The following is a 25401-nucleotide window of genomic DNA, read 5'->3' on the forward strand; positions in this document are numbered from 1 at the left end:
GTGACCACTTAAGTTTCCTGGTGCGTCAGATTTCACCTAACTCGCTGCCGCTGAACCGTTTGCGTTCTTCCGGAATTTTTTCACTCCCACGTGACCCACAAATAAGCCTGTATTCACCACAAATGCCTTTGTTCCTGGCCCCGCCGCTGATTAATCTTTGCGGCACGGTGGCCGTCCCGCGGAAAGACCGCCAGCCGACAAAGCCGGTACCCTTGAACTTGGTGTCCTCCCATGACTCGGCGACGTGTTCTGATTCAGTGGATCGGCCATAGCGACCTCAAAGCACTTGCTGCCACGCTGCCGGCGGACCGACGCCGCAAGGTGCTCGAATGCACCGGCGGTGACGCTGGCACTCAAACGGATCAGGGACCGACAAAGTGCCTGCTGTCAGAGGTCTCGTTCGATCGGGTGTTGCTGCTGAGCAATTACCCGCCTGCCATCAACCGTTGGTTTGCGGAGTGGGTCGGGACGCCCGTCACTTTCGTCCCTGTCGAGCTGCAGCGCCCGACCGATTACGGCCGCATCTTCGAGATCTGCGAGCAGCAGTTGCGGGAGTTGAAAAGCGATCGCAGGTGGAGTGATGCAGAGATCTGCCTGCACCTCAGCCCGGGAACGCCTGCGATGACGGCGGTGTGGCTGCTGCTGGGCAAGACGCGCTATCCGGCGACGTTCTACGAGACTTCCCGCGCCGGCAAAGTTTGGATCACGGACGTCCCGTTTGAGCTGCTCGACGTCATCCCCGACGTGCTGCAGAAGCCGGACTCCTACCTCCAGCATCTGGCGTCGGAGGCGCCGGCGGAAATCGATGGCTTCGAGGACATCGTTGGCAACAGCCAGCCGATCCGCGACGCCGTGGGGCGAGCCAAACGTGCGGCCATGCGGAGCGTCTCGGTGCTGCTGCTCGGTGAGAGCGGGACCGGCAAGGAGATGTTCGCCCAGGCGATGCACCGAGCTAGCCCTCGCAACGGCGCCCCGTTCAAGGCGATCAATTGCGCGGCGATTTCCAAGACGCTGCTTGAGTCGGAGCTGTTCGGCCACGCCAAGGGAGCGTTTACAGGAGCCGAGCAGCACCGCAAAGGGGCGTTCGAGGCGGCTGACGGCGGCACGATCTTTCTCGATGAAGTCGGAGAGTGCGACCTCGACACGCAGGCCAAGCTGCTGCGGGTGCTCCAGCCGATCACCGGCGAGGGCGTTGCCGTCCGCAAGGTATGTCGGCTCGGCGAAGAGAAGGACCGCAAGGTCGATGTGCGGATCATCGCGGCCACCAACCGCGACCTGCACGCAGCAATCTCACGCGGCGAGTTTCGCGAGGACCTGTACTACCGGCTGGCGGCCGTCACGATCACACTGCCTCCGCTGAGGAACCGCCGCACCGACATCGCTGCGATCGCTGAGCGGTTGCTCGAGCAAATCAACCGCCAGTTCGCCGCGGAGGAGCCTGGCTACCGGCACAAAACGCTTTCTGCTTCCGCAACCGCGTTTGTGAAGGGGCACTCCTGGCCGGGGAACGTCAGGCAGTTGTACAACGCTCTGGTTCAGACGGCCGTGCTCACCGACGGAGAAAAGATCGGTCGCCGCGAACTGGCCGCAGCCGCCGGGGAAACGCTGGCCGCGGGGGCCGGGGACGCCGCTGTAGCCGACCGCCCGCTGGGGAACGGGTTTAACCTGGACGAGCACCTGAATTCCATCCATAAACGTTACCTGGAGCGAGCGATGAGCGAAGCGAACGGCGTCAAGGCGGAAGCCGCCCGCCTGCTCGGCATGAAGAACTACCAGACCCTCGATGCGCAGCTGAAACGGCTGGGGGTGCGGGAGAATTAAGGACTGCGAGAGCCGTCCCAAGAGTTAAACGGCAGCCGTTGGCACACACGTTGCCAAAAGGGGCTCGTCGAGTCCGAACGGGCCAAAGACAGGCAGCAGCGCAAGAGCCGCAGGGAGAGCAAAAGTGATCACCGCGATCGAAATCGAAAACTTCAAGTGCTTCGGCCAGCGGCAGCGCATCACGGTGGCTCCGATCACACTACTTTTCGGAGCGAATAGCGCAGGCAAATCGTCATTCTTCCAGTCACTGTTTTATCTGCAGCAGATCTTCGAGACGTACTCGGCAAATCCATTCGCTCTTTCGAGTTTTACGGACGGTTTTGACCTCGGCGGATATTCTCAAGTCGTTTTCGGGCACGAGATTGACAGGGAGATGACATTCCGTATCGAGTGTTGGGTTGAGGAGGAAGAAGTTCACATTCCTTTGCTTTTGCGGGGACAAGAGGAAGACGCCGGTATTTATTCCTTCGGTGCTTCCGAGATCGCAATCGAGTTAACCGTCTCAATAGCGGAAGACGGGTATGGGGGCATCGTGCGATGCTTCAAACTGTTTGCAGATGACAAACAGCTAGTCCAGTTCGAAGCTGGTGGGCTGGATGAGCTTGGCAAATTTCGCGATTTCACCGCGACATTCTTCTATGAAAACCTTGAGCAAAAGGTAGACGTCCCCGATCAGCGCGAGAACCCCTGGAAAACGTTCTATGGCTACGGAGCCCTTCCCAGTCGTTATGATCCGCCGCTGTCGGCAGGAGTTCGCCTCGATGACAGGACACTTTCGGAAGAGGAGTTTCAGTTTGGCCGGGAAGTCGATCAGTTCTGTAGCGCTGCAGTAGAATGCGTTCGAAATCACCTAAACAATCTGCTTTACATCGGCCCGGTGAGGCAGGTGCCGCCTCCAAACTATTCGCCAGTGCCACTACCGAGGTTGCAGCGATGGGCATCGGGACTAGCCGCTTGGGATATGCTGCACTATGGGGGTGGTGACCGCATCGCTCAGGTCAATTTCTGGCTCGGTCCTGACCGACTCGACACCCGGATAAATATCGAATATCAACGACTGTTTGCACGCCCTGATATGCCGCGGCTTCCCGTTCAAAGTGACCAGTCGCCGCGAATTCGTCTCAGGCCGCTGGTGACTGGTTCGGCAACGCCTGGTCCCGCTGTGCTCCGTGTGCAGGACGTAGGCTTCGGCATTTCACAGATTCTTCCTGTCGTCGTGGCATTGCTTGTAGCCAAGGAAGACTACGTGCTCGTCGAGCAGCCTGAACTGCATTTGCATCCGCGTTTGCAAACGGAACTTGGTGATCTTCTGATTGAAGCCTGTGTCGGCGATGAGAAGACCAAGCGGGCCATCATGGAGACACACAGCGAGCATTTGATTCTGCGGGTCCTGCGTCGCATTCGTGAAACCACCGACGGAGAACTGCCGGACGGATTCCAGGAAGTCGGTCCGGGCGATGTCTCAGTAAATTATCTTGAGCCTGCTGAAGAGGGAACGAAGATAATGCGCCTCCGCATCGATGACGACGGAGAGTTCGTCGACCGATGGCCGCATGGATTTTTTGATGAGCGAGCGGAGGAGCTGTTCTGATGATCCATACGTTCGCCATCGAACCTAGCGTTCTCTCGGATCCTCTGAACCGTCGATACTTCCTAGAGCAGTTCGGTGTGTCTAAGGGGAGGGTTATAGCCGGACTCCCTCGCGAATGGCATCGGAAGGTGTATCGACTTCTCGCGGGTGAGATGAAGGATCGGGAGCGGCGTCTATATGAAGAGCAATTGCTGCATCTCCGCAAAGCAGTGCGGCCGCTCGACCCGCCGATCGAGACGGTGCCGAATATGGCCGAGTGGTTGCAGTACGCAGAGGACTACCAAATTTCCCATGAGAAGCCGTTCCGTGCAATTGTCGCAGTAGAGAACCCTCGTGAACGAGAGTGGGTTATCAAAGCAGCCGAGGTAAACGAAGGATCGCCAAACTGGCACGTGAGACGGCAGGATAAAGTCCCTCGCACCCCCGAAAGCCTTGTTGAAGTGTCGCTCCCTTTGCTTGAGATCTCACGAGAGGTTCTGCTCGTCGACCCGTACTTCGATCCCAGTGCAAGTCGGTACGTAAAGTCGCTCAGAGCATTGATGACCGCCCTGGCTCCTAGAGCGAGAAAACTTGCAAGAGTCGAGCTGCATTGTTTTCGGCATCTCAACGCAGACGAGCAGTTCTGGAAACGTTGTGAGACGGTGTTGCCAGCGCTGATTCCCGAGGCGATGAGTCTATCTGTTCATCGCTGGAGTGCCGCAGTATCCGGAGAGCGGTTTCATCGCCGGTATGTGCTTACTGAGCAAGGCGGGATCGCTTTCGAAGGTGGGCTTGACTGCGGACGTGAAGGGGAGTCGACCGACGTGTTTCTGTTGGAAGACGAACTGCGACTCGTACGATGGGCTGAGTACCAGGCAGATTCGGACGTGTTTCAGCCCGATCCTGAAGGGCCGCGAGAGATCAGCGGCGAGGCATGGGTGACCTAGCCTCCCAGGCGACCGCCCTTTGAGACGACACTGAATTAGTTCCTCTCAGGCTTTCTGTGCGGTGATGGTTTGGAACGAATGAGTGCGGCTGCAAACCGCCTGCTGTTGAATGATTCGGATTCGACTCGGAAAAACACTGAATGATCACTGGTGAAGTTAAGTCGCAGGTTGATGCGATTTGGAATGCGTTTTGGACGGGTGGGATATCGAATCCGCTGGAGGTCATTGAGCAGATCACCTATCTGCTGTTCCTCAAACGGCTTGATGATCTGCATACGCTCGAGGAGAACAAGTCGACACGGCTCAAGAAGCCAATGGAGCGGCGGGTGTTTCCTGAGGGAAAGGATCCGAAGGGGCGTTCCTACGAGGATTTCCGCTGGTCCAAATTCAAGCACTTCGCCCCCGCCGAGATGTTCGAGGTCGTCTCGCAGCACGTCTTCCCGTTCCTGCAAAAGCTCGGGGGCGACGGGTCGACCTACGCCCACCACATGAAGGACGCCCGGTTCACGATTCCCACCGCAGCGCTGCTGGCCAAGGTGGTCGACATGATCGACCGGGTCCCGATGGAGGATCGGGACACCAAGGGCGATCTGTACGAGTATATGCTGGGCAAAATCGCCGCCGCGGGGCAGAACGGCCAGTTCCGCACTCCACGTCACATCATCCAGTTGATGGTCGAGATGACCGAACCGGACGCGAAAGACGTGATCTGCGACCCGGCCTGCGGGACGGCCGGTTTCTTGGTCGCGGCCGGCGAATATCTACGCGACCATCGGCCGGAAGTGCTCCGCGACTCACGGCTGAAAAAGCACTTTCACGAGTCGATGTTTCACGGCTTCGATTTCGACAGCACGATGCTGCGGATCGGCAGCATGAACATGTTGCTGCACGGCGTCGAAAATCCCGCCATCCGCTACCGGGACTCGCTGGCTGAGGAGCACGGTGGGGAGGAGGAGCGGTACACGCTGGTGCTGGCCAACCCGCCCTTTGCCGGCTCGCTCGACTACGAGAGCTGCGCCAAGGATCTGCTGCAGATCGTCAAAACCAAGAAGACCGAACTGCTGTTCCTGGCCTTGTTCCTGCGGCTGCTCAAGCCGGGCGGCCGGGCGGCGATCATCGTTCCCGATGGGGTGCTGTTCGGGTCCTCGAAAGCCCACAAGACGCTACGGAAGATCTTGGTCGAGGACCAGAAGCTCGACGGAATCGTTTCGCTTCCGGGCGGGGTCTTTAAGCCGTACGCGGGGGTTTCGACGGCGATCCTGCTGTTCACGAAGACGAATTCGGGCGGCACCGACCAGGTGTGGTTCTACGACATGGCGGCCGACGGAAAGTCGCTTGACGACAAGCGGACCGAATTACTCCCGCCGGAGAAGCAGGGTCCGGTGCCGAGCGTGCGGCTGGCGAAGGACGAGCACGCCAAGAACAACTTGCCCGACGTGCTGAAGCGGTGGGGTAAGCGGGACAAGGGGGAACGCAAGAACCCGCGGACGGCGCAGAGTTTTTGCGTGCCGAAAAGCGAGATCGCCGAGCAAGGTTATGACCTATCGATCAACCGCTACAAAGAAGTGGTGCACGAGGAGGTGGTGCACCGCCCGCCGCAAGAGATCCTGGCGGGGCTGGAGGAACTGGAAAATGAGATTCAGCGAGGCATGAAGGAACTGCGGGGGATGCTGAAGTGACGGAATGGCAGGCTCATCGCATGTCGGAATTAGTCGAGGAAGCTAAGCCTGGATTTGCATGCGGAAAGAACCCTGAGAGCGGCGTCTTCCAACTTAGGATGAATAATGTAACGAAAGAGGGGCAGCTAGATCTTTCAAAGCAGCGCCGTGTTCCGAAAGAAACCAAGCGGCTCGCCTCATATTTGTTGGAGCCAGGGGATGTTTTGTTCAATGCTACGAATAGCCCCGACCTCGTTGGGAAGTCAGCATATTTCGATGGCCACCTTGAGCCGGTCGTATTCAGCAATCATTTTGTTCGGATACGTCCACGCAGGGATGTACTGGATGGACGCTATCTCGCCCGCTGGCTAACGTTTCAATATCAGCGGCGAATTTTTCAGTCAATGTGCCGGCAGTGGGTAAATCAGGCTACTGTTGGACGCGACTCGCTGCTCTCGCTCATGATTCCCCTTCCCCCCCTTCCCGAGCAGCGGCGGATTGCGGAGGTGCTGGATCGAGCGGAGGCGTTGCGGGCCAAGCGTCGCGCCGCCCTCGCCCAACTCGACGAGCTCACCCAGTCGATCTTTCATGAAATGATTGGGAGACGTGCGAATCCAATTGAGACGATTGGCGACCTTCTGGAGCGAGGGGCGCTTTTGCTTCACAAAGATGGAAACCATGGGAGTCTTTATCCCAGGTCCGAAGACTTCGGGGAGGACGGTGTACCGTTTCTCTCCGCAAAATCGATTTCCGACGATGGCGAGTTGATAAGCGATCTCGTTGAAAGGCTGAAGCCGGAGAAAGCGAGCAGGTTAAGGCTCGGTTGGCTTCAGCCGGACGATGTTTTGCTTGCGCACAACGCGTCTGTTGGAAAGGTCGCGACTTACGATGGCCGGTTCAATAAAGCGATAATCGGCACATCTTTAACGGCATTCCGTTCAAATCGCAGCGATCTTGATCCGGCATATTTGGCTGCAGCTTTGCGCTCTGTGGCATTTCAGCGCCAGCTTGAACAAAACATGGGGCAGACGACGCGGAATCAGGTTCCGATCACAGCACAACGTCGACTGGTCTTGCCTGTTCCCTCTATGGATACACAGCTAGCGTTCGCACGCCGCGCATCGGAAGTTGAACGTCTTAAAGCGTCCCATCGCCGATCGCTCGCCGAACTCGACGCGCTGTTTGCATCGCTGCAGGATCGGGCGTTTAGGGGGGAGCTTTGAGAGAGAGTGACTGCGGCCCCGGTGGAAGGGGCGGCCGCAGCCGCCCGGGCCGGGGTGGCGGACGGGTTTGATCGCGTTTGCTTCTGTCAGAAAAAGAGGGTGTTTTTTCTGACAGCAAAGGACTCGTTCATGGCGGAAACTATCGAAAATCGCCTTCTCAAACGCATCCGTGGCGCTGGTCGCGGTTCGGTGTTCATTCCGAGCCAGTTTACCGACCTGGGCGGGAGGGCGGCAATTGACCAGGCCCTCTCGCGCCTCGCGGCTAGCGGGACCATCCGCCGCTTGGCACGGGGCGTTTACGACTACCCCAAAACTCACCCCGTGATGGGCGAGCTCGCGCCAACGGCGGAGGCGGTTGCCAAAGCCATCGCAGGCCGGGACCAGACCCGTCTGCAGCCGGCCGGTGCGCATGCCGCAAACTTGTTGGGATTGTCGGAGCAGGTGCCGGCCAAGGTTGTCTATCTGACCGACGGAGCGACCCGCACCGTTCAGGTTGGCGGCCAAACGATTCAGCTCCGTCAAACGACGCCACGAAACATGGCGGCTGCGGGACGCTTGAGCGGTTTGGTAATCCAGGCGCTGCGGCATCTGGGTAAAGAGCAGGTAACGGAACAACATATCGCTCAGCTCAAGCGAAATCTGCCGCTCAGCCAACGTCGAACCTTGCTGAAGGATCTGAAGCTCGCGCCCGTTTGGATGCACCCGCTGTTTCGCCAATTAGCGGAGGACGAGGAATGAAGCTGGAGTTTCTTCGACTCCCGGCGGCCGAACGGGGTGCTTACTTCAGCGAGGCGGCAGCTCGGCGAGGTGTGTCGCCGATCATCCTGGAAAAGGACTTCTGGGTCTGCTGGATGCTCGGCATCTTATTCGAGTCTCCGTTCGCCAGCGACATCGTCTTCAAAGGGGGCACCTCGCTCTCGAAGGTCTTCGGCGTGATCGATCGTTTCTCCGAGGATATCGATCTCTCACTCTCGCCGGAGTTTTTGGAGTTGCCGGAGATTGGCACGCCTCCGAGTCGAAACAAGGCGAACGAGTGGATGGAGAAAGCGGAGGCCGCTTGCGCGGCTGCAGTTCGCGACCGGTTGCAGCCGACACTCGAGGAGTCTGTAACCGAGGTGCTGGGTGAATCGACGTCGGCTTGGCTGGAGTTCCAAATCGACTCGATTTCGAATTCACCGGTTCTCTTGTTTCACTACCCAACGACGCAGCCAGCGGGCTTCGCTTATCTCCGACGTTCCGTGAAGCTGGAGTTTGGCTCCCTGACCGATCAGCGCCCGACCGGACGGCACTCGGTGAAGCCGTGGCTGGCGGAAATCTTTCCAGTCGCCTTTCCGGATTGGGAATGCGAGGTTGTCGCCCTGGAGATTGAACGCACCTTCTGGGAGAAAGCGACTATTCTGCATGCGGAGCATTTTCGCCCGGCTGAGAAGTCGACGTCCGAACGCTTTTCCCGCCACTACGCCGACACCGCCGCCCTGGCTAGCCATGCCAGTGGTCTCTCCGCAATTGAACAAGCGGAAGCACGGGAGCGGGTCGTCCGCTGGAAGTCACAGTTTTTCGGGAGCGCTTGGGCTCGTTACGATCTTGCGGTTCCAGGTTCGTTTCAGTTGCTGCCGTCCCAAGACCGCATTCGCGAACTGGAGCGGGACTACGAAGCAATGAAAGACATGTATCTTACCGAGCCGTCGTCGTTCACAGACGTGTCGGCAACTCTGCAACACCTAGCCGATCGCATCAATGGGAAAACATGAGCTGATGTCCCAGTTCGAATTTCTGCTGGCGGAGTTTCCCACCGTTCATGAATCGGCCACGCGCGCGGAGTCGCTGGCGATCGCCGATCCCCGGACCGCCTGCTTCTACGCGCGGCGAGCACTGGAGTTGGCGGTCAACTGGGCGTTCAAGTACGACCGTAGCTTGGAAAAGCCCTACCAGGACAACATCTCGGCCCTGGTCCACGAGCCGACGTTCAAAAAGACTGCCGGCGAAAAGGTCTTCAGCAAAGCACATTTGCTGATCAAGCTCGGCAACCTCGCCGTTCACAGCCACCGCGCAATCCCCATTTCCGATTCCACGGTGGCGGTGAAAGAGCTGTTCCACGTTTGCTACTGGTTCGCTCGTCTGTACGGCCGCCGGCACCGTCCCGATCCGGCGCTCGAGTTCCACGAGGAGCGGCTTCCAAAAACCGCTCCGATCCCCCGCCAGACGCTCGAGCAATTAAAGCGTCTGGAGAGCGAGTTGCGGGAGAAGGATGAGAAACTCTCCAAAATCCTGGCCGACAAAGACCATCTCGACGAGGAGCTGAAGCGGCTGCGGAAAGAGGTTGCCGAAGCCAAGAAGGCCGCGGCGGCGATTCCCGATACGCACGACTACTCCGAAGCCGAGACCCGCGATTACTTCATCGATCTGCTGCTGAAAGAGGCAGGTTGGCCCCTCGATCAGCGTCGCGATCGGGAGTTCGAGGTCGCGGGGATGCCCAAAAAGCTGGGTAACGGCGACGGCAAAGGCTTCGTCGACTACGTGCTGTGGGGCGACGATGGGCGACCGCTTGGATTGGTTGAAGCCAAACGGACGGGCCGCGATCCGCGAGTTGGCGAGCAGCAAGCAAAGCTGTACGCCGATTGCCTGGAGAAGGCATACGGCCAGCGGCCGGTAATCTTCTTCTCCAATGGGGCGGAGCACTGGATCTGGGACGATGCTGCTTACCCGCCGCGTCGCGTTCAAGGATTCTACACGAAGTCTGAGCTCGAGCTGCTGATCCAGCGCCGCCAGACACGGCGACCGTTGGCCGACACGCCCATCGATGAGACGATCGTGGAGCGTTATTACCAGACGCGGGCGATCCGGCGGATCGGCGAGTCGTTCGAGAACGACCAGGAGCGGAAGGCTCTTCTGGTCATGGCTACCGGGTCGGGCAAAACCCGCACGGCGATCGCACTGTGCGATTTGCTGATCCGCTGCAACTGGGCCAAGCACATCCTTTTCTTGGCCGACCGCGTTGCGCTGGTGAATCAGGCAACCAACGCGTTCAAGAAGTTCCTGCCCGATTCGTCGCCGGTCAACCTGGTTACCGAGCGGAAGGGCGAAGGGCGTGTCTTCGTCTCGACCTACCCGACGATGATGGGGATGATCAACGAGATGGTCGGCGCCCGCCGGCGGTTCGGCGTTGGCCATTTCGATCTGGTGATCATCGACGAGGCCCATCGTTCAGTGTTCCAGAAGTACCGGGCCATCTTTGAGTATTTCGATTCGCTGCTGGTCGGGCTAACCGCAACACCCAAGGCGGAGGTGGACCGGAACACCTACGGGCTGTTCGATCTCGAAAGCGGCGTCCCCACCGACGCCTACGAATTGGACGACGCGGTCGGCGATGGCTTTCTCGTTCCTCCAAAAGCCGTTTCCGTGCCGCTTAAGTTTCAGCGTGAGGGGATCAAGTACGAGGATCTGTCGGAAGAAGACAAGGACCGCTGGGATTCGCTCGAGTGGGACGAAGAGGAGGGAGCACCGGACCAAGTCGACCCGGCGGCGGTGAACAAGTGGCTGTTCAACAAAGACACCGTCGACAAGGTTCTCAAGCACTTGATGACGCGGGGCCTGAAAGTGGCTGGCGGCGACCGCTTGGGCAAGACGATCATTTTTGCCAAGAACCAGGCTCACGCCGACTTCATCAAAGAGCGGTTCGACGCGAACTACCCGCACTACCAGGGCCACTTCGCCCGGGTGATCACCTTCAAGGTGGACCGCCCCCAGTCACTGATCGACAGCTTCTCCAACCAGGAGAAAGAGCCGCACATCGCGATTTCCGTCGACATGCTCGATACGGGCATCGACGTTCCGGAGGTCGTCAACTTAGTCTTCTTCAAGCTCGTCCGCTCGAAGACCAAGTTCTGGCAGATGATCGGGCGTGGGACGCGGCTCTCTCCCGATCTGTTTGGGCCAGGAGACGACAAGAAGTTCTTCTACGTCTTCGACTATTGCCAGAACCTCGAATACTTCAGCGAAAACCCCGCCGCGACCGAAGGAGCAGTGGGTGAATCGCTGCAGACCCGCCTATTTAAGTCGCGTCTGGAGCTGTTCCGTGAGCTCGACGGGCGGCACGAAGCGAGTGGAGCGGTCGCCGCTGGCGTGGCGCACGAAGCGTCCCCCGCTTACACGGGGCTAATGACCGAAATCCAGATCCGCGACAGCACGAGACGAACGCTGCAGCAGCAAGTTGCGTCGATGAACCTGGACAACTTTGTGGTTCGGCCCCACCGGAGGCTGGTGGAGCGATTCGCGAAGCTGGAGGCATGGACGTCGCTCAGCGACCAGGACGCTCGCGAGTTGGGGGCTGATCTGGCGGGACTGCCGACCCAGATGGCAGCGGAGACCGAAGAGGCGAAGCGTTTCGACTTGCTGCTGTTGAAATTGCAGCTAGCTCACCTGAAGGCCGAGCCCTCCTATGCGCGGCTGCGGCAGCAAGTCATGGAAATCGCCGCTGCGTTGGAAGAGCTATCGTCGATCCCCGCGGTTCGTGCCCAGATGCCGCTGATCCTGGACGTCCAGACGGAAGTGTGGTGGGAGGGCGTCACCACTCCGATGTTGGAATCGGTGCGGCGGCGACTGCGAGACCTGGTGCAGTTAATCGAAAAGAAGGCGAAGAAGCCGCTCTACACGGATTTCGAAGACAAGATGGGTGAGGAGACGGAGGTTCCTCTCTCAGGCTTCGGGCAAGCCGCCACGCTGGAGAAGTTCCGCGAGAAGGCGAGGGCCTTTCTTCGGGAGCACCAGTCGCATCCGGCGATCGCCAAACTGCGTACAAACCAGCCGATGACGGCGAGCGATTTGGAAGGGCTCGAGCAGATGCTGACCGAGCACGGGCTCGGGCAGTCGGAGTTTTTTGAGCAGGCGAAGGCCGAGGCGCAGGGGCTGGGGCTTTTTGTCCGGTCCTTGGTCGGAATGGACCGAGAGGCGGCCAAAGAGGCCTTGGGGGCTTTTTTGACCGGCAAAACCTTTTCGGCCAACCAGATCGAGTTCGTCAACATGATCATCAACCAGTTGGCCGAACACGGAGTCGTCGACGAATCGCTGCTCTACGAATCCCCGTTCACCGACATCTCCCCCCACGGTCCCGACCAGCTCTTCACCTCGGACCAAGTCGACGAACTGATCACCATCCTGCAGCGCGTCCGCGCCCTGGCGCTCGCTGCCTAATCACGCGGGGCGAACGCGATGACGTCGCCCGACGACCAGGACCACCCCGTACATGCTGTTGTGAAAAGGGAGCAGGGCTGAGATAGATAGGCGTTTCTTGGTCCGTAGTCACGGCCGTGCGACATTCGGCGGAACACTCGCGGCTGCATCGCCGCTTCGTGGAATGACCTCATGCACTGCCGGTTTCCCAATGGTTCTGATCAACGACTCGAGTCTGTGGTGCTCCGCCTCAACGTCTGTGCGATCTCGGAGCGTCCACGTGCTTTTCTGCCCGTCACCATTCTTCCCGACAGCAACATGCTGAGCTGCAACCAACCATCGCGGGCGTCGTCGCAGTGTTCCATCGCTCATTTCTTGGAAAGTTCCCGCTAGAAAATTGCGGTCGAGTGCTTCTTCGTCCCAATACACACGGACATCAACGAGCCGCTCGGACGACAGTGACATCGACCTCAAAACGTCACGGATTCCGATCGCTTTTCTTTCGTCTCCCGGTTTGCACAAAAGATCCAAGGCAAACGGTCGAGTCGATCGATCGCTTCCGCAAGCGATACGGATCAGTTGCTTCACGGTCACGATTTCGTCCCCTGAATCGCCGCCCTTTATGTAGGGCAACTGAGCAACGCACCAGTCCGAGTGGTCGCAGAGCTTCTGCAGCAGCCTCTTCTGGCCGTCGACACTCCGACTTACCGACATCTGAAAAGGCAAAGATCGGCGAATCCACTCAAGATCCCGAACTTTGTCAGTTCCAACGACGGAAGCGTCTCCCCCGGGGTCCGCCCTTGACGCGAAGATCCAGTCGATGTGACCATTTTCTCGTCGTCTTGAAAAGCGAATCCACTGATCTTCGGATTTGGGAACCTTCAAACTGCTTGTGCGGTGAGAAAGCACGACGTCGTTGATTCGCGCAAGCAGTGAAAGGGCGCGATCGCGAGCCTGCGGAGGGAGCCGATAGACTCGGCTTTCCACATCTTTCCACCAGTGCTCCGCATGCGGATCTGATACGAGAACATTGAGGTAGTCGATTCGAGGTGGGAAGAGCAGCTGCTCCAATGCCTCCAATCCATCCACGGGACCGACCTGTTTGGCAATTTCTTCAAATGCTTCCGGCGTGATTACGACGTCGTAGATCATTTGCCAAACCGCTCCTTGTAGCTCATCTCAAACAAGTCGTCCGGCCAGTAGTCGGTGAGACATCCAAAGCGATCCAATTCCATCTTCTTCACCGCCGTCTGCCCATCTTGATTTCTCACGTGATACACCGAGACATCAGCTGACTGAAGATGCGGTCCGTCACTCGGCAGTTCTTTTGCCGTTTCGCGAATCCTGCGCATGAGGCGTAGCAAAAGCACTTCGCTGTGCGTCTCCGCTACAAATTGGCGGTCAGGCAGAATGCCGGGTTCGCTTGCGATGCCGGATGCAAGCAGATCGCCTAGGACCGCCTGTAATTTTGCATGGATGTGCAACTCTGGTTGCTCCAGAAGAAAGCAACCCTCCGTTTCGCCCTGTGCTGCGACAATGATTGGCAGAACTTGCGAAAATCCAACTCCCAGGTCAGTGCTGTTGAGGCAGAGGTTTTCTGGGCTATAGATCAGAACACGACGCGAGGCTTTAAGATGAGCCAGCAGTGAATTCGTCTCCTCTGCCACCTTCGAGCGACGCGACGCAAGTTCAGTGCTGATCCGATGAACGAGCTCCCGGGCTGGCTCAAGCCTTGCCCGGAATCCGAACAGCTCTTTCGATGAAATCCACTTGTTCACTGATTCACATGCGTGGCTAGTGGAGTTGGACAGTTCGTCCCACGCTCCGAGGCCGTCTGCCCAGCTTCGGGCATCACCGGCCGTACGACTCTCCGTTGGTGGCGAATAATGACTGCGCAGCGGACCGACATACCTGAGTCGATCCAGCTCAGAGCGCACGGCATGCACCGCTTGAAGCATCAATGCGCCGGCATACACCGTCGGCACCGACGCGTCCCGCAACTCCGCTTCTGTTAGCACACGTCCGAATATGTCGGTACTTATCTGTGGGTAGTTTGGCTGCTTGAAATGGACTTTTTTCCAGAACCACCCCTCGAAGATGGAATAGGGCAAATAGCGGCTTTCACCAAACAGATTATCGAGATCATTGCTTCCCTCCCCAACTGTCCAGTCGAGGGGCCTCTCGCCAATGATCTGTTTCAATCGATCCTTCCATCCAAAGCTGCCTCCTGAATCGCGTTCCTCTTTGAGCAATTCGTTCCACAGATGATTCTCTTTTGATTCCCAGTCATCGGGGCTCATCGGCGAATCAGAAAAGGATGATCGGAGTCCTAGGTTTTCGTAAGTTATCTCTAGGGATTCCCTGTCCCATCTTGCTAGGTCCGGAACATAGTCTGGAAGTACGGGATGGTCGCAGTCGATTTCTATTTTGTGATTCACGCTCCAGTTTCCAGGCTCTTCAGCCTTTTCGGACTCGATCCTCTTAATCCTGACAAGGCGACGCTGGTCATAATAAACTTCCATCTGCTTGAGCACTAACTGGCGGCCTGGCGGATCGAATCCGATGTCTACTGACACTCCGACAGTATAAGGGGCGACGCCGAAGTTCAGTGGCCAGGCCGGCGTCGGAGTTCGTTCGGAGAATAAGTAATATCCATCGTCTGCAAGAAGTTTCAGCGTGTTCTCCATCCCTGGATGCAGAATCGAATGTCCAGCAAGATCGAAGTACTCATCCAATTTCGGATGATAGAGCTCCCGATCAATGACGCAGTGGATTCCGAGCGTGACGTCACGCTCGGGACGCCGTCCATGGACGAACGTACGAAATCCGCCGAGCTCGGTGAAACGCCCGCCCGTTTCGGTTCGAAGCGGATCGTAGTTCCGATGGACAAACACCTCCCGAGCATATTGCAATCCCTGGAGGATGCTGCTCTTCCCCGAGCTGTTTTCCCCGTAGAGCAAAGTTATTTCACCGAGGTCAATCTCGACCGGATGTCCGATGGACTTGAAGTTCGCAAGTTGAAGATGGGTAAGCATTGATTCAGCGACCGAAAGAGTCGCGGGAGGGGGATTGCGTGAATCTGCTGCGGGATGTTCAGCCTACAGTGGTCATGTGGCAGCCTCCCGCGGGCTCATTAATGACCTCCGGAGGATCCTGTCCTCATCAAGTTCGACAATTCTACTGCATGACGGCAGCTGCGAGAGCACGGAGAATGTGCACGACGCCGTGTGATCTTGGAGTGCCCCACACGAGATGAAGCCCCCGGGCTGCCCAGGATTTCGGTGCTGGTCGCCGTCGAGGTCGGAAAGTCTAGCCTCGGCACGCTCTGAGGGGAGCTTGCGTTCCTCATCCCTGCGGTCGGGCTAGCGCTGCGTGGCTGGTTTCCGGATCCGCAATCGCGCTGCTCTGTGGAGATTGTGCCCCCTTTCAAGAGTGACCCACGGTTGTCACTGGAACTCGGCATGCTGCTCGTTTACTTTCAGCTGCGGCCGTTTGACCGGCTCGATTCTTAAGATCGATTACGATGCCACCTGCCGGTCGTCGCCGTCTAGGGTGATTTTCTTGCTTGATTCTGGATACCCATGATTCGTGAAATTGCTGCTCAACCCGCTCCACAGTGGCTGGCTTCGGTGGGGGAACCACTTCCGGAGTTGCCGGTCCGGGATGTCTTGGCTGGCTCGGTCTACTACCCCGCCAGCGGATTCGACGGCGATCCGGTCAAATTCCTCGGTGGGAACTTCCACAGCTTCGTTTACGTGGACTACGGCATCGGTCGCGAGCAATTGCTCGAGAATCTCGAGGCGTTCCGTGGCTATCGGGTCGCTTCGTACCGGGAGGTTACGGAGCGAGAGCTTACGCCGAACGGCTGGAACCCCATTCCGCCGCAGGCAGGCGAAGGAAGCAGCCGGATGCCGGACGGGCGAATCAAGCCGCCCTTCGGTGTTTGGTCGATCCACAAGCGGACTGAAGAGTACGGGCCGGAGCATGGTCCCGAACGCTTCAGCTTGATCTACATCGGGGGTGACGGGGTCGCGACCTTCCAGGCTCTGTACCACGGTAACCGCGTCGCTCCAGCCGTGCTCGCGATCATCCAGCCCGGCACCGGCTTTGGCGGGAACTGGACGGACTTTGAAGATCCCGATGCGGTGCTCGCGCGCTCGGTGCTTGGAAACGAGAGTGGCGTACCTGAGTATCTGCTGTACGGCGGAGGGGGAGACGGCGCGTTCTACCGCAAGCCTTGCTGGCCGAGCTACAGCGAACTGGTCGGCGTCATCCATGGACGGCTGCGACTGTGGAAGCGAAGCGGCGATTGATCGCCAGCGTCACGGCCCACTGCAGTCTCGAGCGGTCGCCAGGGCGGCGGTCGCCAGGGCGGCGGTCGGGGGTTCCATAGCGGACGGAGCCGCACAGCGAACAGAATTCTTCCGATTTCCCGCCGCCGCTGACCCACTGTTGTCATCGGGGCCGGATATTTTCTAGCTAACCGACTTCTCTAGCCGGGGAACGACGTGCCTCAGGGCGAGGCCGGCAGTAGAACTTTGAACGCACAGCGGAGTCGAACGACTTGAGCAACGCCAGACCCTCCCGCCCAGGGCGCTTGATCGCGATTGGGGATGTCCACGGCCATGCGGTGGCGCTGCGAAGCCTGCTGGAGTGGGTGGAGCTGGAGGTGGGCGACCAACTGGTGATGCTCGGAGACTACGTCAATCGGGGCCCAGATAGTTGCGGCGTTATTGAGTGCCTGCTCGGGCTGCGCGGGGCTTGTGAACTGGTGAGCCTTCGGGGGAACCACGAAGAGATGATGCTCGACGCCCGCAGCGACCGGGCGGCCATGGATCGATGGCGAGACATGGGAGGCTGGGAGACGTTGTATTCCTACGGTAGCGAAGGGACGCTCCGCGACGTTCCGGAGAGCCATTGGCGGTTCCTCGAAGGCTGCGTCAATTCCCACGAGACGAACAAGTTCCTGTTCTTCCACGCAAACTACGACTCCACGCTTGCTGCGGACGCCCAGCCCGCTTCGCTGCTTCGCTGGACGTCGATCGGGGAGTGTCCGCCACAGGCCCACCAGTCCGGCAAGGTCGCAATTCTGGGGCATGAACCGGGTGAGGTGCGGGACTTTGGCTACTGCCGCTGCATCGACACCGGGTGTGGCTTCGGCGGAATGTTGACCGCAATGGACGTTCGCTCCGGCCACTGCTGGCAAGTGAGCGAATCGGGAGAGCGAGTGGTGAGCAGCTGATCTCGCCGCTACTTACCCTGCCAACCGCCCGTCGTTCGGCGACGCCCCGTCTGGCGAGCGACGCCCTGACCTAACCTCCTCCAGTGAAGCGAGACATTCTGATTCAGCCTCATTCCCCAGACGCGACGATGCGGTGCCGAATCCATCGGGGCTGCCATGAAATTGGTGGGAACTGTGTAGAGATCGAGTTCCAGGGGCAGCGGATCGTGCTCGATGTTGGCTTGCCGCTCAGCGACAGCGAACCGAAGACGGTCCCGGAAATCAGTGGCTTCAGTTCCGCGGACGAAACATTGCTGGGAGTCTTTATCTCCCACTCGCATCCGGACCATTACGGGTTCCTCGAGCAGATCAAGGAGCCAGTGCCGATCTACATGGGGGCGGCAGCCCGGCGAATCATCGAAGTCAGCTCGTTCTTTACGCCGCTACCGGGCTTGGGGCATTTTCAGCCGAAGACGCTCGCGGACCGGCGGCCAATTCAGCTCGGCCCCTTCACGGTCACTCCGTTCCGCATCGATCACTCAGCTTTCGATAGCTACTGCTTGCTCATCGAGGCTGGCGGAAAGCGATTGCTCTACACGGGGGACCTTCGTGGCCACGGCCGCAACGCCGCTCATTTCGAGGAGCTGGTTTCAAGCCCGCCTCCGGACATCGACCTCCTGATCTGCGAGGGCACGCAGGTGGGGAGGACGCCGGACTATGCGTATCCGAACGAGGAGTCTGTCGCGGCGCGGATGGCAGAGATCTTCCAGCAGACGGAAGGGATGGGGCTGGTCTGGTGCTCGAGCCAAAACATCGATCGGCTGGTCTCGGTTTGGGAGGCAGCCGAGCGCTCCGGCCGTAAGCTGATCCTGGACATGTACACGGCGGAGATTGTGCGAGCAGCGGATCACGATGACCTGCCAAGCGTGGCGAAAGAGGATGTCAAGGTATTCCTTCCACGGAGTCAGAAGCGGCAAATCATGGCTCGCAAAGCGTTCGATATCCCGGCTCCTTACTATCCGCACCGCATCTACCCGGAGAGCCTTGCAGAAGCTGCTCACGAATCGGTGATGGTCTGCCGACCGAGCATGCTCCGAGAGTTGAGGCGGGCCAACTGCCTCGAGGGATCGTCGTTCATCAGTTCCCTCTGGTCGGGCTACCTCAACCGCAGCCAGAAACACCTCAGCGTCCTGTCGGAACCGTCGCCTTTGTCATCGCCAGCGGCCGATCACGCTCCGAATGGCGAGATGACTGGCGGGCAGACGTCAAGCCAGCAAGCCGTCCCCCACTTTCACGTCCACACATCTGGCCATGCGACAGTGGAGCAGCTAGAACGTCTCCTGTCCGCCTTCCCCCGCTCGCGAGTGGTTCCGATCCACCTCGATGACGCTGAGCGGTTCGCAGAGCTGGCGGCGAATGTGGAACTGAAGAATGATCTTGAATGGTTTAGAGTATAAGTGATGCTGGCATCTAAAGCGTTGGTTTACATTCCAGACCTAAATAAACACACATGGCTTCTCATGACGAGGCGGAAGGATTCGGTATGCCTGCGTGACTATTTTCCGGCTGATGGCTCCGCGCCCAAGGAAGACAGAACCAGAAACCGCAGTGACATAGAGCGCTTACTGAAGAATGGCGACTCGCATTACGAGTCTCTGTCCACTTTTACGGAAGTGGGATATCAGGATATAGATTTCTGGAGGGATCAGATCGAGCTCAGGAATGCGGAGCTGCATCCAGAAGAGGAAGCACCAACTCGCTTATCCCAAAGATTTGCAACAGAGTTCAAAAAAGCCTCCAGTCAGGCGAGCTGCAACGAAGCGATCCGCACCATGTTCGAAAGGTGGTCTGGTCGTTTCGAGAGAACTATCGTGAGCAAGCAAGATTTCAACCACTGGGATCGAGATTCTCCTACGGAATACTTTTCGAATGGGCGGGGAGGCCGCACGTACGAAGATTTGTTGCGAGTGACAGGAATCGGTTGGACATCGCAACTCCTGGAGTATTCGAGGGGCAATAGTGTCTGCACCTACGTTCGCACAGGTATTGAGGAAGCAGATTTTTCTCTTCTAGCGATGGAGCTGTCGCTTGGCATTTCTTCAAGAAACAACTTGTTCAGGGAGGGGCAGCGCGACTTTATAAAGCCCGATGGTCTCGCTGTTAGAGCCGATGGGAGCATGACCGTTCTAGAGGTAAAAGGTCCTCAGGATGACCCCAGCTTGACGAACCCAGTTGTGCAGGCCACATGCGCGGCGCTTGCGGTGGTCGCGAAGAGGCACATGATCACGAGAATTGCGACGGCAGCCGACGGTGACAGCCTGAAGCCGAGAAGGCGTCCAGTCATCGCTAATGCTCGCATCCCGTTGAGACGGCGGTCGCTGGGGATCCATGTTCTGAGTCATGCTGAAAAAGCTGGGCAGCCGCGACAACGTTGGAGCGATCAGGTGGAGGGAACATGTCGCTCCATCCTCGCCAACTTTGCGCAGCTCAAGTACATCGCATTCTCGTTTGTATCAGCCGCTCAGGCAGAGAGTTTAGGAAACAAACTTAGGACCGACATACTTGTCACCCCAGATAGTATCTGGCAGCGATAGGCAGAGAAGGTGAGCATCGTCGGAAACACCGATCGTGACCGCCGTATCCGCCAGGCGGACCGGATGGCTCGCGTCTTGAAGGTGCTGCGATTGATTTGCAGTCGTGGATGCTGGGACGCCGAGGCGATCGCTGACGAGGTCGAGGCGTCAACGCGGACGGTGATGCGCGACCTCAAGGCCCTCGAGTTCGCTGGAGTGCCGGTCTACTTTGACCGCCGCTCCGGCAGCTATCGCGTCCGCGATGGGTTCCGATTCCCAGTTCCAAACCTCACCGAGGACGAGATCATCGGCCAAGCGGTAGCGTCGTCGATTACCGAGGCAGCCGGGCTGGACGCCGCTGGAGGTGCGGCTCCGACGACTCAGAAGATTGGCGCCTCGACCTCGGAGGAGAACCGCCAACTGCTGGCGGACGCTCAGTCGACCGTCGCAGTGCTGGGGCTGCAGTTGGCGGATCACTCAGCCCACCAGGACGTCATTCGGACCTGCCAGCGGGCGCTGCTGAAGAAAGTACAGGTAGCTGGCGGCTACCGCAGTCCTTACCAGTCAGCGACAGCACAGCTTCGGCTGAACCCGGTGAGGCTCTGTCTGGTCAAGAACGCTTGGTACCTGATCGCGGTTCCGCTGGATTGCGATGAGCCTCGGACATACCGAGTGGCGCGTTTTGAGAATCTCGCGCCGCTTGACGCACCGGCCGTGACTCCCCCCAACTTCGACCTGCAGCAGTACCTTGGGAACGCGTGGGCGGTCTATCGCGGAAGCGAATCGCACGACGTGAAGGTTCGCTTTCTGCCGGAGGCGGCCAAACTCGTGACCGAGACGCACTGGCACCACACCCAGACGGTCGAGTGGCAACCTGATGGTAGCGTCCTCTTGGGCTTCTGCGTTGATGGCCTGGAAGAGAGCCGGAATTGGCTGATGACCTGGGCGGGATACGTCGAAGTGATCGAACCAGAGGCACTGCGGGAAATGGTTGTCGAGCAACTACGCCGAGGCATTGAACTGAACCGCAGTAGGTGCTGAACTCCGGACACTTCAAGAGAGACTTCAGGATTGGGCAAGATCGGAATTTGGTGGGATGACGGGCAGCGATTGGTTGCCCTGACGCACCCGGCGAGTGAGAACGCGACGCGGATTTCCGGACGCATCGACAGCAATCTGGCGCATGTCGATGAATGGCCGAGCGTGGCCAATCGCCTTGGTCGGTCCGCTCGCGAAGAGTACTTCGTGGTGCCGCGAGGCCGTGTCGTGCTGGATGCCCGGACCGGAAGGGGCATTGTCTTCCATGGGAACGGGACGAGCCGCGACCGGCTTGCCCTGATCGCAGAACGCTTTGACTTGGCCGAGTGGCAGGCAGAGCTCGATGCTCATTATTCGGTGGGTGCCGAGATTGATCGTCTCTTCGACGAAGACGACTGAGGACCCCTTTCTGCCGGCTTCAGCGGAGCTTTCTCGGCAGAAATCCAGAAATTGCGGATTGAATGCATGAGCTCAGAGAACCTTCCGCGGCGGCTGCTCACCATGCGTGCCTTCAATCGGATCAACCGGGAGCTTGGTACGGCAGGCGTGACGTGTGCCCGCTGCGCGGTTGCGGTCGCAGCGGCTGTCCATCCGGATGCAATTGTGCAGCATGAGGAGTGGGATCAGCTGAATCAAAATCTCCCGAAGCCGGCACTCACGCCCGCGGATGCAGGGAAGGTCGTGGAGGAGTGGCTCGAGCACGGTCATCTCGATTGGTCGGCGTGCCTGGCCCGGCTCTACGCGTGCGATCCAGCCCAGCTGATTCGGACGCTCATCCGTGGTGCGGCGACACACGTCGACTCCGCCAAGGCTGGTAGCCAGTTGGTGGTACAGCCATGCCTGGCCGGCCGAGTGCCGGAAGCGGGCGATGCGCCCGCAGACTCTGGGCGAGCTTCGCGAGAGAAGCTGGACCGCCTTGTGGAGGTGATGACGGCAATCTGTGGTGTGCCGATCCGATGTCCCCGTGAAGCTCAAATCGATCTCACCGAGGCGGCCATCGGCTGGGCCTTGGCCACGCTCGCACTTCACAAGGACCGGGGCCGGTGCGAGGAGCATCTTTATGCCCTTGCCGATGCGGTTCACCTCGCCGAGCCGGACCAGGTAGAGGACCTTTCGAATGGTGCATGCGACCCAAGTGCACGTATCCACCACAGCTTCGCAGACGAACTGAACGACATAACCCGCGCCTCAGCCGAGATCGTCCGCCGCTACGAGCAATTCTTCCACCCACCCACTGCGGCCACAACGCTCCAGCATGTCCGCCGCAGCCAACTGGAACACATTGCCCCGTTCAGGCTGGCCCGGCTGATAGCAGGATGCGTAAAGCTCAGCCAGGCGATCGGTGATATCGGAGTACGCCCCGAAGCACTGACAAGCGTTTCTGAAAATACGAGCTTCGTCATCAGCACCGCTGTGGAAATCCCTCTGTCCATTCTCTCTGCCATCGAGACGGAGAAGCTGACGGTAGAGCGCGGCGTACTGGTCAACCCAGCTCGTGGGACACATCCGTGGGTGTGGTGACAGTACTCGCGAATCGGCTGAATACGCGACGAGCCATTCGTGAGCTAGTGCTGCCCGAACTCGCTGCAATTCAGGCGACTCTTGCGGATATTCAAGCACGGCTAGACCGGCTCGAACGGTCACTCCCGGAAGAAGGGTCAACGAGTAATTAGCTCATTCCTTCCCCCAGATGGTGTCGTCTATGCGAGTGTCCCGTGCTGAAGAGGAAGCGACTGGTCATGATGCCAAACGGCCAGCGGGATCGATCCCGCTGGCTTCAACTAGCTGTCATGATCGCTTTCGTCGGCGAACGGGTGGGTTAACTCAGCACCTGCAGGACAAAATCCCTGGATTTCCAGTCTGCTTGTTGTGCCTGTTTAATGTGTCTTTCGAGCACCGCGAATATTTGCTGCTTGGCACAGAACTGCCGGAAGATCCGTTCGATGAGCGGGCGGCGGAGGGCGAGCAGTTCAGCGACGGCATTCGACGGCTCTGCACGTCCAGGAAGGGGGGCTGGGATAGGGGGCTCCATAGCCGCCGAGAAGATTGACAGCCGGGGGACGACGATCCGAGGATTGTCAAAGGGCGCGATGGCGATTAGCTCCCTCTGTTCCAAAACGCGAAGGTGCTTATTCACCATGTCCCGCGACGTCTGCAGTACGGATTCCAGGAGAGCTGTGTCACCGGCACCGGCTTCGACCACCGCCAGTAACGTCTCGAGCTGACCATCGGTCAAACCCAGCAACGCCGAGATGAGGCCGAGTTGCGTAGCTCGTGCCAGCAATTCAGCACGGTCTTTGCGAGGCTTCCACTCGCGGGACATCCCGCATAGCGACACCCGTGTCTTCACGGCTGAATCACTGCGCTCCAGAGTCTCGGCAATTTCTTTGATGCTGTCTCCCCGCTCATACATCGCTCGCAAGGTCCCGATTTCTGATTCTGTCCATTGGGAAGGACGTGTCCTGAGCATTTGATGCCTCAATTAAAGAAGTTGATATCTCTAGAGGTGGTGGCTTCACCGCCTCCTCTTCCAGTTCTTCAACCTACGCGGCCGCCTCCGTTTCCCCAAAAATCGTCACTCGCACCTGGTCGTTTCGGCTCCGTTGTCGCTGGATCGACGGGCGGCTGGGCTAGAGCAACGGGCCTGCCCGCCGATTGCCTGCGGCCACTGGCCAAGAGTCTGGCGGTCTCGAGAAATTCATTCGGCGGCGGCTTCGGCGAATCGGCTGCAGCCCATTGTTGAAGTGGGGTGGGAGCCGAGCCGAGAACGTCACTCGCCTCGCGAATGCGGCTGGGCGCCCTATGGGGTGGCTGCGTGCCAGAAGCTGGCAAGGCGTGGCCGGACTCCGGCTGCCTTGCTCCCAGCACGGTGGTACGCTCTAGCCGAAGTCGCGAGGGGCGTGGCTCGCGGCACGTACTACGAAGATGAGGAGGCCCGATGGATAGGCTGCAGCGACGAGCACTTCTTGTTCTTCAGATGGTTCACGAACTGCACAAGCAGGGCTACCAGCTACTTCGCATCGCACCCGGGATGTCGGCGTCGGGTTGCCACTGGCGGTGCGCGGTGACGCAGCGGGCGAACATCCGGCGAGACAATGGCGCGATGCTGGCCGACTACGGTGCCCCAGCGGCCGTCCACTACACGACTGGCCAAGAGGACGCATACTTCGGCTGGACCGATGCGCAGGAGGACGACGCTCCGGAGCTGGCGAGAAAGTTTACGGAGCGGCTACCCGAGGTCGTCGATGGGGCGTTTGGCGATGACTGGGCGTACGCGGGCTGGTACGCACGGATGCTGGGCTACGCCGAGCGGGGCATGTTCCCGGTCGCCTATGCTGACTGGTGGGAACCGCCGAACCCGCGCTTTCTGCCGCTATGGGGCCACGAGAGCGACCTGCCGATGCCACCTCCGGGCGACGCTGAGCCCGAGGAAGAGGCTCTCTAGAAAAATCGGTTCGACGTGTGGTTCCTCGTGGTCGCTTCCTCAGCAGGCTGGAGATTTCCCTGGCGTCCATCGTGGGGAGTGCGAATAACGCTTGCTCTGGCGGTGGGAGATTACTCCAGGACGCCCGGGCCTAGCTCGACGGCGTCTCTCGCGAGGACTCGGCTGGAAAGGTCAGGTACTCGGCTGGCACGGCTTCGGTGAGCCAGACTCCGTTTGCCGACAGGTAGAACTGGTGGCCGGCCTGGTGCATTCGGGCGGCGGCCACGGTCAGGACGATTGGCTTGCCGCGACGCGAGCCGACCTTGGTGGCCGTAAGCTCGTCGGCAGAAAGGTGGACGTGGTTGCGAGACCGCTTGAGCAGGCCGTGCTTGCGGATTCCACCGAGGAAGGCTTCGACGGTCCCGTGGTAAAGAGCACCGGGCGGAGTCGCCGGTTCCAGCTTCAGGTCGACCGCCGTGATTGAGTGCCCTTGGTTGGCTCGAATGCGAAGGCCGTCGTCGCTGAGCGAGAACCGCTTCTTGTCGTTGGTCGCGACCACCTCATGCAGGAGCTCCAGTGTGAGCGAGTGCCCGTGCTGGTTGGCCTTGTCGAGCAGCGCAGCGATCTCGAGCCAGCCCTCCGGATCGAGCTGCATCCCGATCACCTCCGGCTTGTGCCGCAGAACAAGGCTGAGGAACTTGCTGGTGGAGACGAGTGACTCGTTCATAAGGTCCTGCCCGCTTCATGGGGGCTCGCG

General features: G+C 59.2%; 20 protein-coding genes. 16 read left to right on the top strand and 4 right to left on the bottom strand.

Features of this window, described 5'->3' with window-relative positions; all coding sequences use genetic code 11:
• Nucleotides 1-231 precede the first annotated feature (231 nt).
• From GNK13_RS21825 to GNK13_RS20530, 8 genes are all read left to right on the top strand, one after another.
• Complete coding sequence (locus GNK13_RS21825) at nucleotides 232-1821, top strand: sigma-54 interaction domain-containing protein (RefSeq protein WP_164104424.1); 1590 nt, start codon at nucleotides 232-234, stop codon at nucleotides 1819-1821.
• Nucleotides 1822-1945: 124 nt separating this feature from the next.
• A complete protein-coding gene (locus GNK13_RS20500; protein WP_164104426.1) occupies nucleotides 1946-3412 on the top strand; it encodes a DUF3696 domain-containing protein in 1467 nt (488 codons plus the stop codon).
• Nucleotides 3412-4338, top strand: a complete 927-nt coding sequence (locus tag GNK13_RS20505) for a hypothetical protein (protein ID WP_164104428.1) — start codon at nucleotides 3412-3414, stop codon at nucleotides 4336-4338. The genes GNK13_RS20500 and GNK13_RS20505 overlap by 1 nt, the downstream gene beginning before the upstream one ends.
• Before the next feature lie 140 nt (nucleotides 4339-4478).
• The gene (locus GNK13_RS20510; protein WP_164104429.1) at nucleotides 4479-6017 is read left to right on the top strand and encodes a type I restriction-modification system subunit M; all 1539 of its coding nucleotides are present in this window, start codon (nucleotides 4479-4481) and stop codon (nucleotides 6015-6017) included.
• Nucleotides 6018-6037: 20 nt separating this feature from the next.
• Nucleotides 6038-7219 (top strand): restriction endonuclease subunit S, encoded by a 1182-nt coding sequence (locus tag GNK13_RS20515; RefSeq protein WP_164104431.1) that lies wholly within the window; start codon nucleotides 6038-6040, stop codon nucleotides 7217-7219.
• Nucleotides 7220-7225: 6 nt separating this feature from the next.
• Nucleotides 7226-7957 (top strand): DUF6088 family protein, encoded by a 732-nt coding sequence (locus tag GNK13_RS20520; RefSeq protein WP_235935369.1) that lies wholly within the window; start codon nucleotides 7226-7228, stop codon nucleotides 7955-7957.
• The gene (locus GNK13_RS20525) at nucleotides 7954-8970 is read left to right on the top strand and encodes a nucleotidyl transferase AbiEii/AbiGii toxin family protein (RefSeq protein ID WP_164104432.1); all 1017 of its coding nucleotides are present in this window, start codon (nucleotides 7954-7956) and stop codon (nucleotides 8968-8970) included. Before GNK13_RS20520 ends, GNK13_RS20525 begins: the two co-directional genes overlap by 4 nt.
• Nucleotides 8971-8974: 4 nt before the next feature.
• A complete protein-coding gene (locus GNK13_RS20530; RefSeq protein ID WP_164104434.1) occupies nucleotides 8975-12409 on the top strand; it encodes a DEAD/DEAH box helicase family protein in 3435 nt (1144 codons plus the stop codon).
• A 108-nt stretch (nucleotides 12410-12517) separates the two neighbouring features.
• Here GNK13_RS20530 and GNK13_RS20535 read toward each other — a convergent pair whose 3' ends face one another.
• Together GNK13_RS20535 and GNK13_RS20540 are read right to left on the bottom strand one after the other, a co-directional pair.
• Nucleotides 12518-13540: a hypothetical protein gene (locus GNK13_RS20535; RefSeq protein ID WP_164104435.1), complete on the bottom strand. Its 1023-nt coding sequence runs from the start codon at nucleotides 13538-13540 to the stop codon at nucleotides 12518-12520.
• Nucleotides 13537-15423, bottom strand: a complete 1887-nt coding sequence (locus GNK13_RS20540; protein WP_164104438.1) for an AAA family ATPase — start codon at nucleotides 15421-15423, stop codon at nucleotides 13537-13539. The genes GNK13_RS20535 and GNK13_RS20540 overlap by 4 nt, the downstream gene beginning before the upstream one ends.
• Before the next feature lie 546 nt (nucleotides 15424-15969).
• On the opposite strand from GNK13_RS20540, the gene GNK13_RS20545 reads away from it, so the two are divergent.
• The 7 genes from GNK13_RS20545 to GNK13_RS20575 all read left to right on the top strand — a co-directional run bounded on the left by GNK13_RS20545 (nucleotide 15970) and on the right by GNK13_RS20575 (nucleotide 22741).
• A complete protein-coding gene (locus GNK13_RS20545; RefSeq protein ID WP_164104439.1) occupies nucleotides 15970-16701 on the top strand; it encodes a hypothetical protein in 732 nt (243 codons plus the stop codon).
• Between the two features lie 251 nt (nucleotides 16702-16952).
• Nucleotides 16953-17630 (top strand): metallophosphoesterase, encoded by a 678-nt coding sequence (locus GNK13_RS20550; protein WP_164104441.1) that lies wholly within the window; start codon nucleotides 16953-16955, stop codon nucleotides 17628-17630.
• Between the two features lie 128 nt (nucleotides 17631-17758).
• A complete protein-coding gene (locus GNK13_RS20555) occupies nucleotides 17759-19066 on the top strand; it encodes an MBL fold metallo-hydrolase (protein WP_164104443.1) in 1308 nt (435 codons plus the stop codon).
• A gap of 3 nt (nucleotides 19067-19069) precedes the next feature.
• The gene (locus GNK13_RS20560; RefSeq protein WP_164104445.1) at nucleotides 19070-20203 is read left to right on the top strand and encodes a hypothetical protein; all 1134 of its coding nucleotides are present in this window, start codon (nucleotides 19070-19072) and stop codon (nucleotides 20201-20203) included.
• A 9-nt stretch (nucleotides 20204-20212) separates the two neighbouring features.
• Nucleotides 20213-21223, top strand: coding sequence for a helix-turn-helix transcriptional regulator (locus tag GNK13_RS20565; RefSeq protein WP_164104447.1), 1011 nt, complete (start codon nucleotides 20213-20215; stop codon nucleotides 21221-21223).
• Between the two features lie 30 nt (nucleotides 21224-21253).
• On the top strand, nucleotides 21254-21619 hold the full coding sequence (locus GNK13_RS20570) for a hypothetical protein (protein WP_164104448.1): 366 nt from the start codon (nucleotides 21254-21256) through the stop codon (nucleotides 21617-21619).
• Nucleotides 21620-21685: 66 nt separating this feature from the next.
• Nucleotides 21686-22741 (top strand): hypothetical protein, encoded by a 1056-nt coding sequence (locus GNK13_RS20575; RefSeq protein WP_164104450.1) that lies wholly within the window; start codon nucleotides 21686-21688, stop codon nucleotides 22739-22741.
• Nucleotides 22742-23039: 298 nt separating this feature from the next.
• On the opposite strand, the gene GNK13_RS20580 is transcribed toward GNK13_RS20575, so the two are convergent.
• Complete coding sequence (locus GNK13_RS20580) at nucleotides 23040-23642, bottom strand: response regulator transcription factor (protein ID WP_203545389.1); 603 nt, start codon at nucleotides 23640-23642, stop codon at nucleotides 23040-23042.
• A 516-nt stretch (nucleotides 23643-24158) separates the two neighbouring features.
• On the opposite strand from GNK13_RS20580, the gene GNK13_RS20585 reads away from it, so the two are divergent.
• A complete protein-coding gene (locus GNK13_RS20585) occupies nucleotides 24159-24665 on the top strand; it encodes a hypothetical protein (protein ID WP_164104454.1) in 507 nt (168 codons plus the stop codon).
• Between the two features lie 130 nt (nucleotides 24666-24795).
• Here the strand turns inward: GNK13_RS20585 and GNK13_RS20590 are convergent, their stop codons facing one another.
• Complete coding sequence (locus tag GNK13_RS20590) at nucleotides 24796-25371, bottom strand: RNA 2'-phosphotransferase (RefSeq protein ID WP_164104456.1); 576 nt, start codon at nucleotides 25369-25371, stop codon at nucleotides 24796-24798.
• Nucleotides 25372-25401 lie beyond the last annotated feature (30 nt).

This window comes from Candidatus Laterigemmans baculatus, assembly GCF_010367455.1.
In the GTDB taxonomy this organism is placed as follows: Bacteria; Planctomycetota; Planctomycetia; order Pirellulales; family Pirellulaceae; genus Laterigemmans; species Laterigemmans baculatus.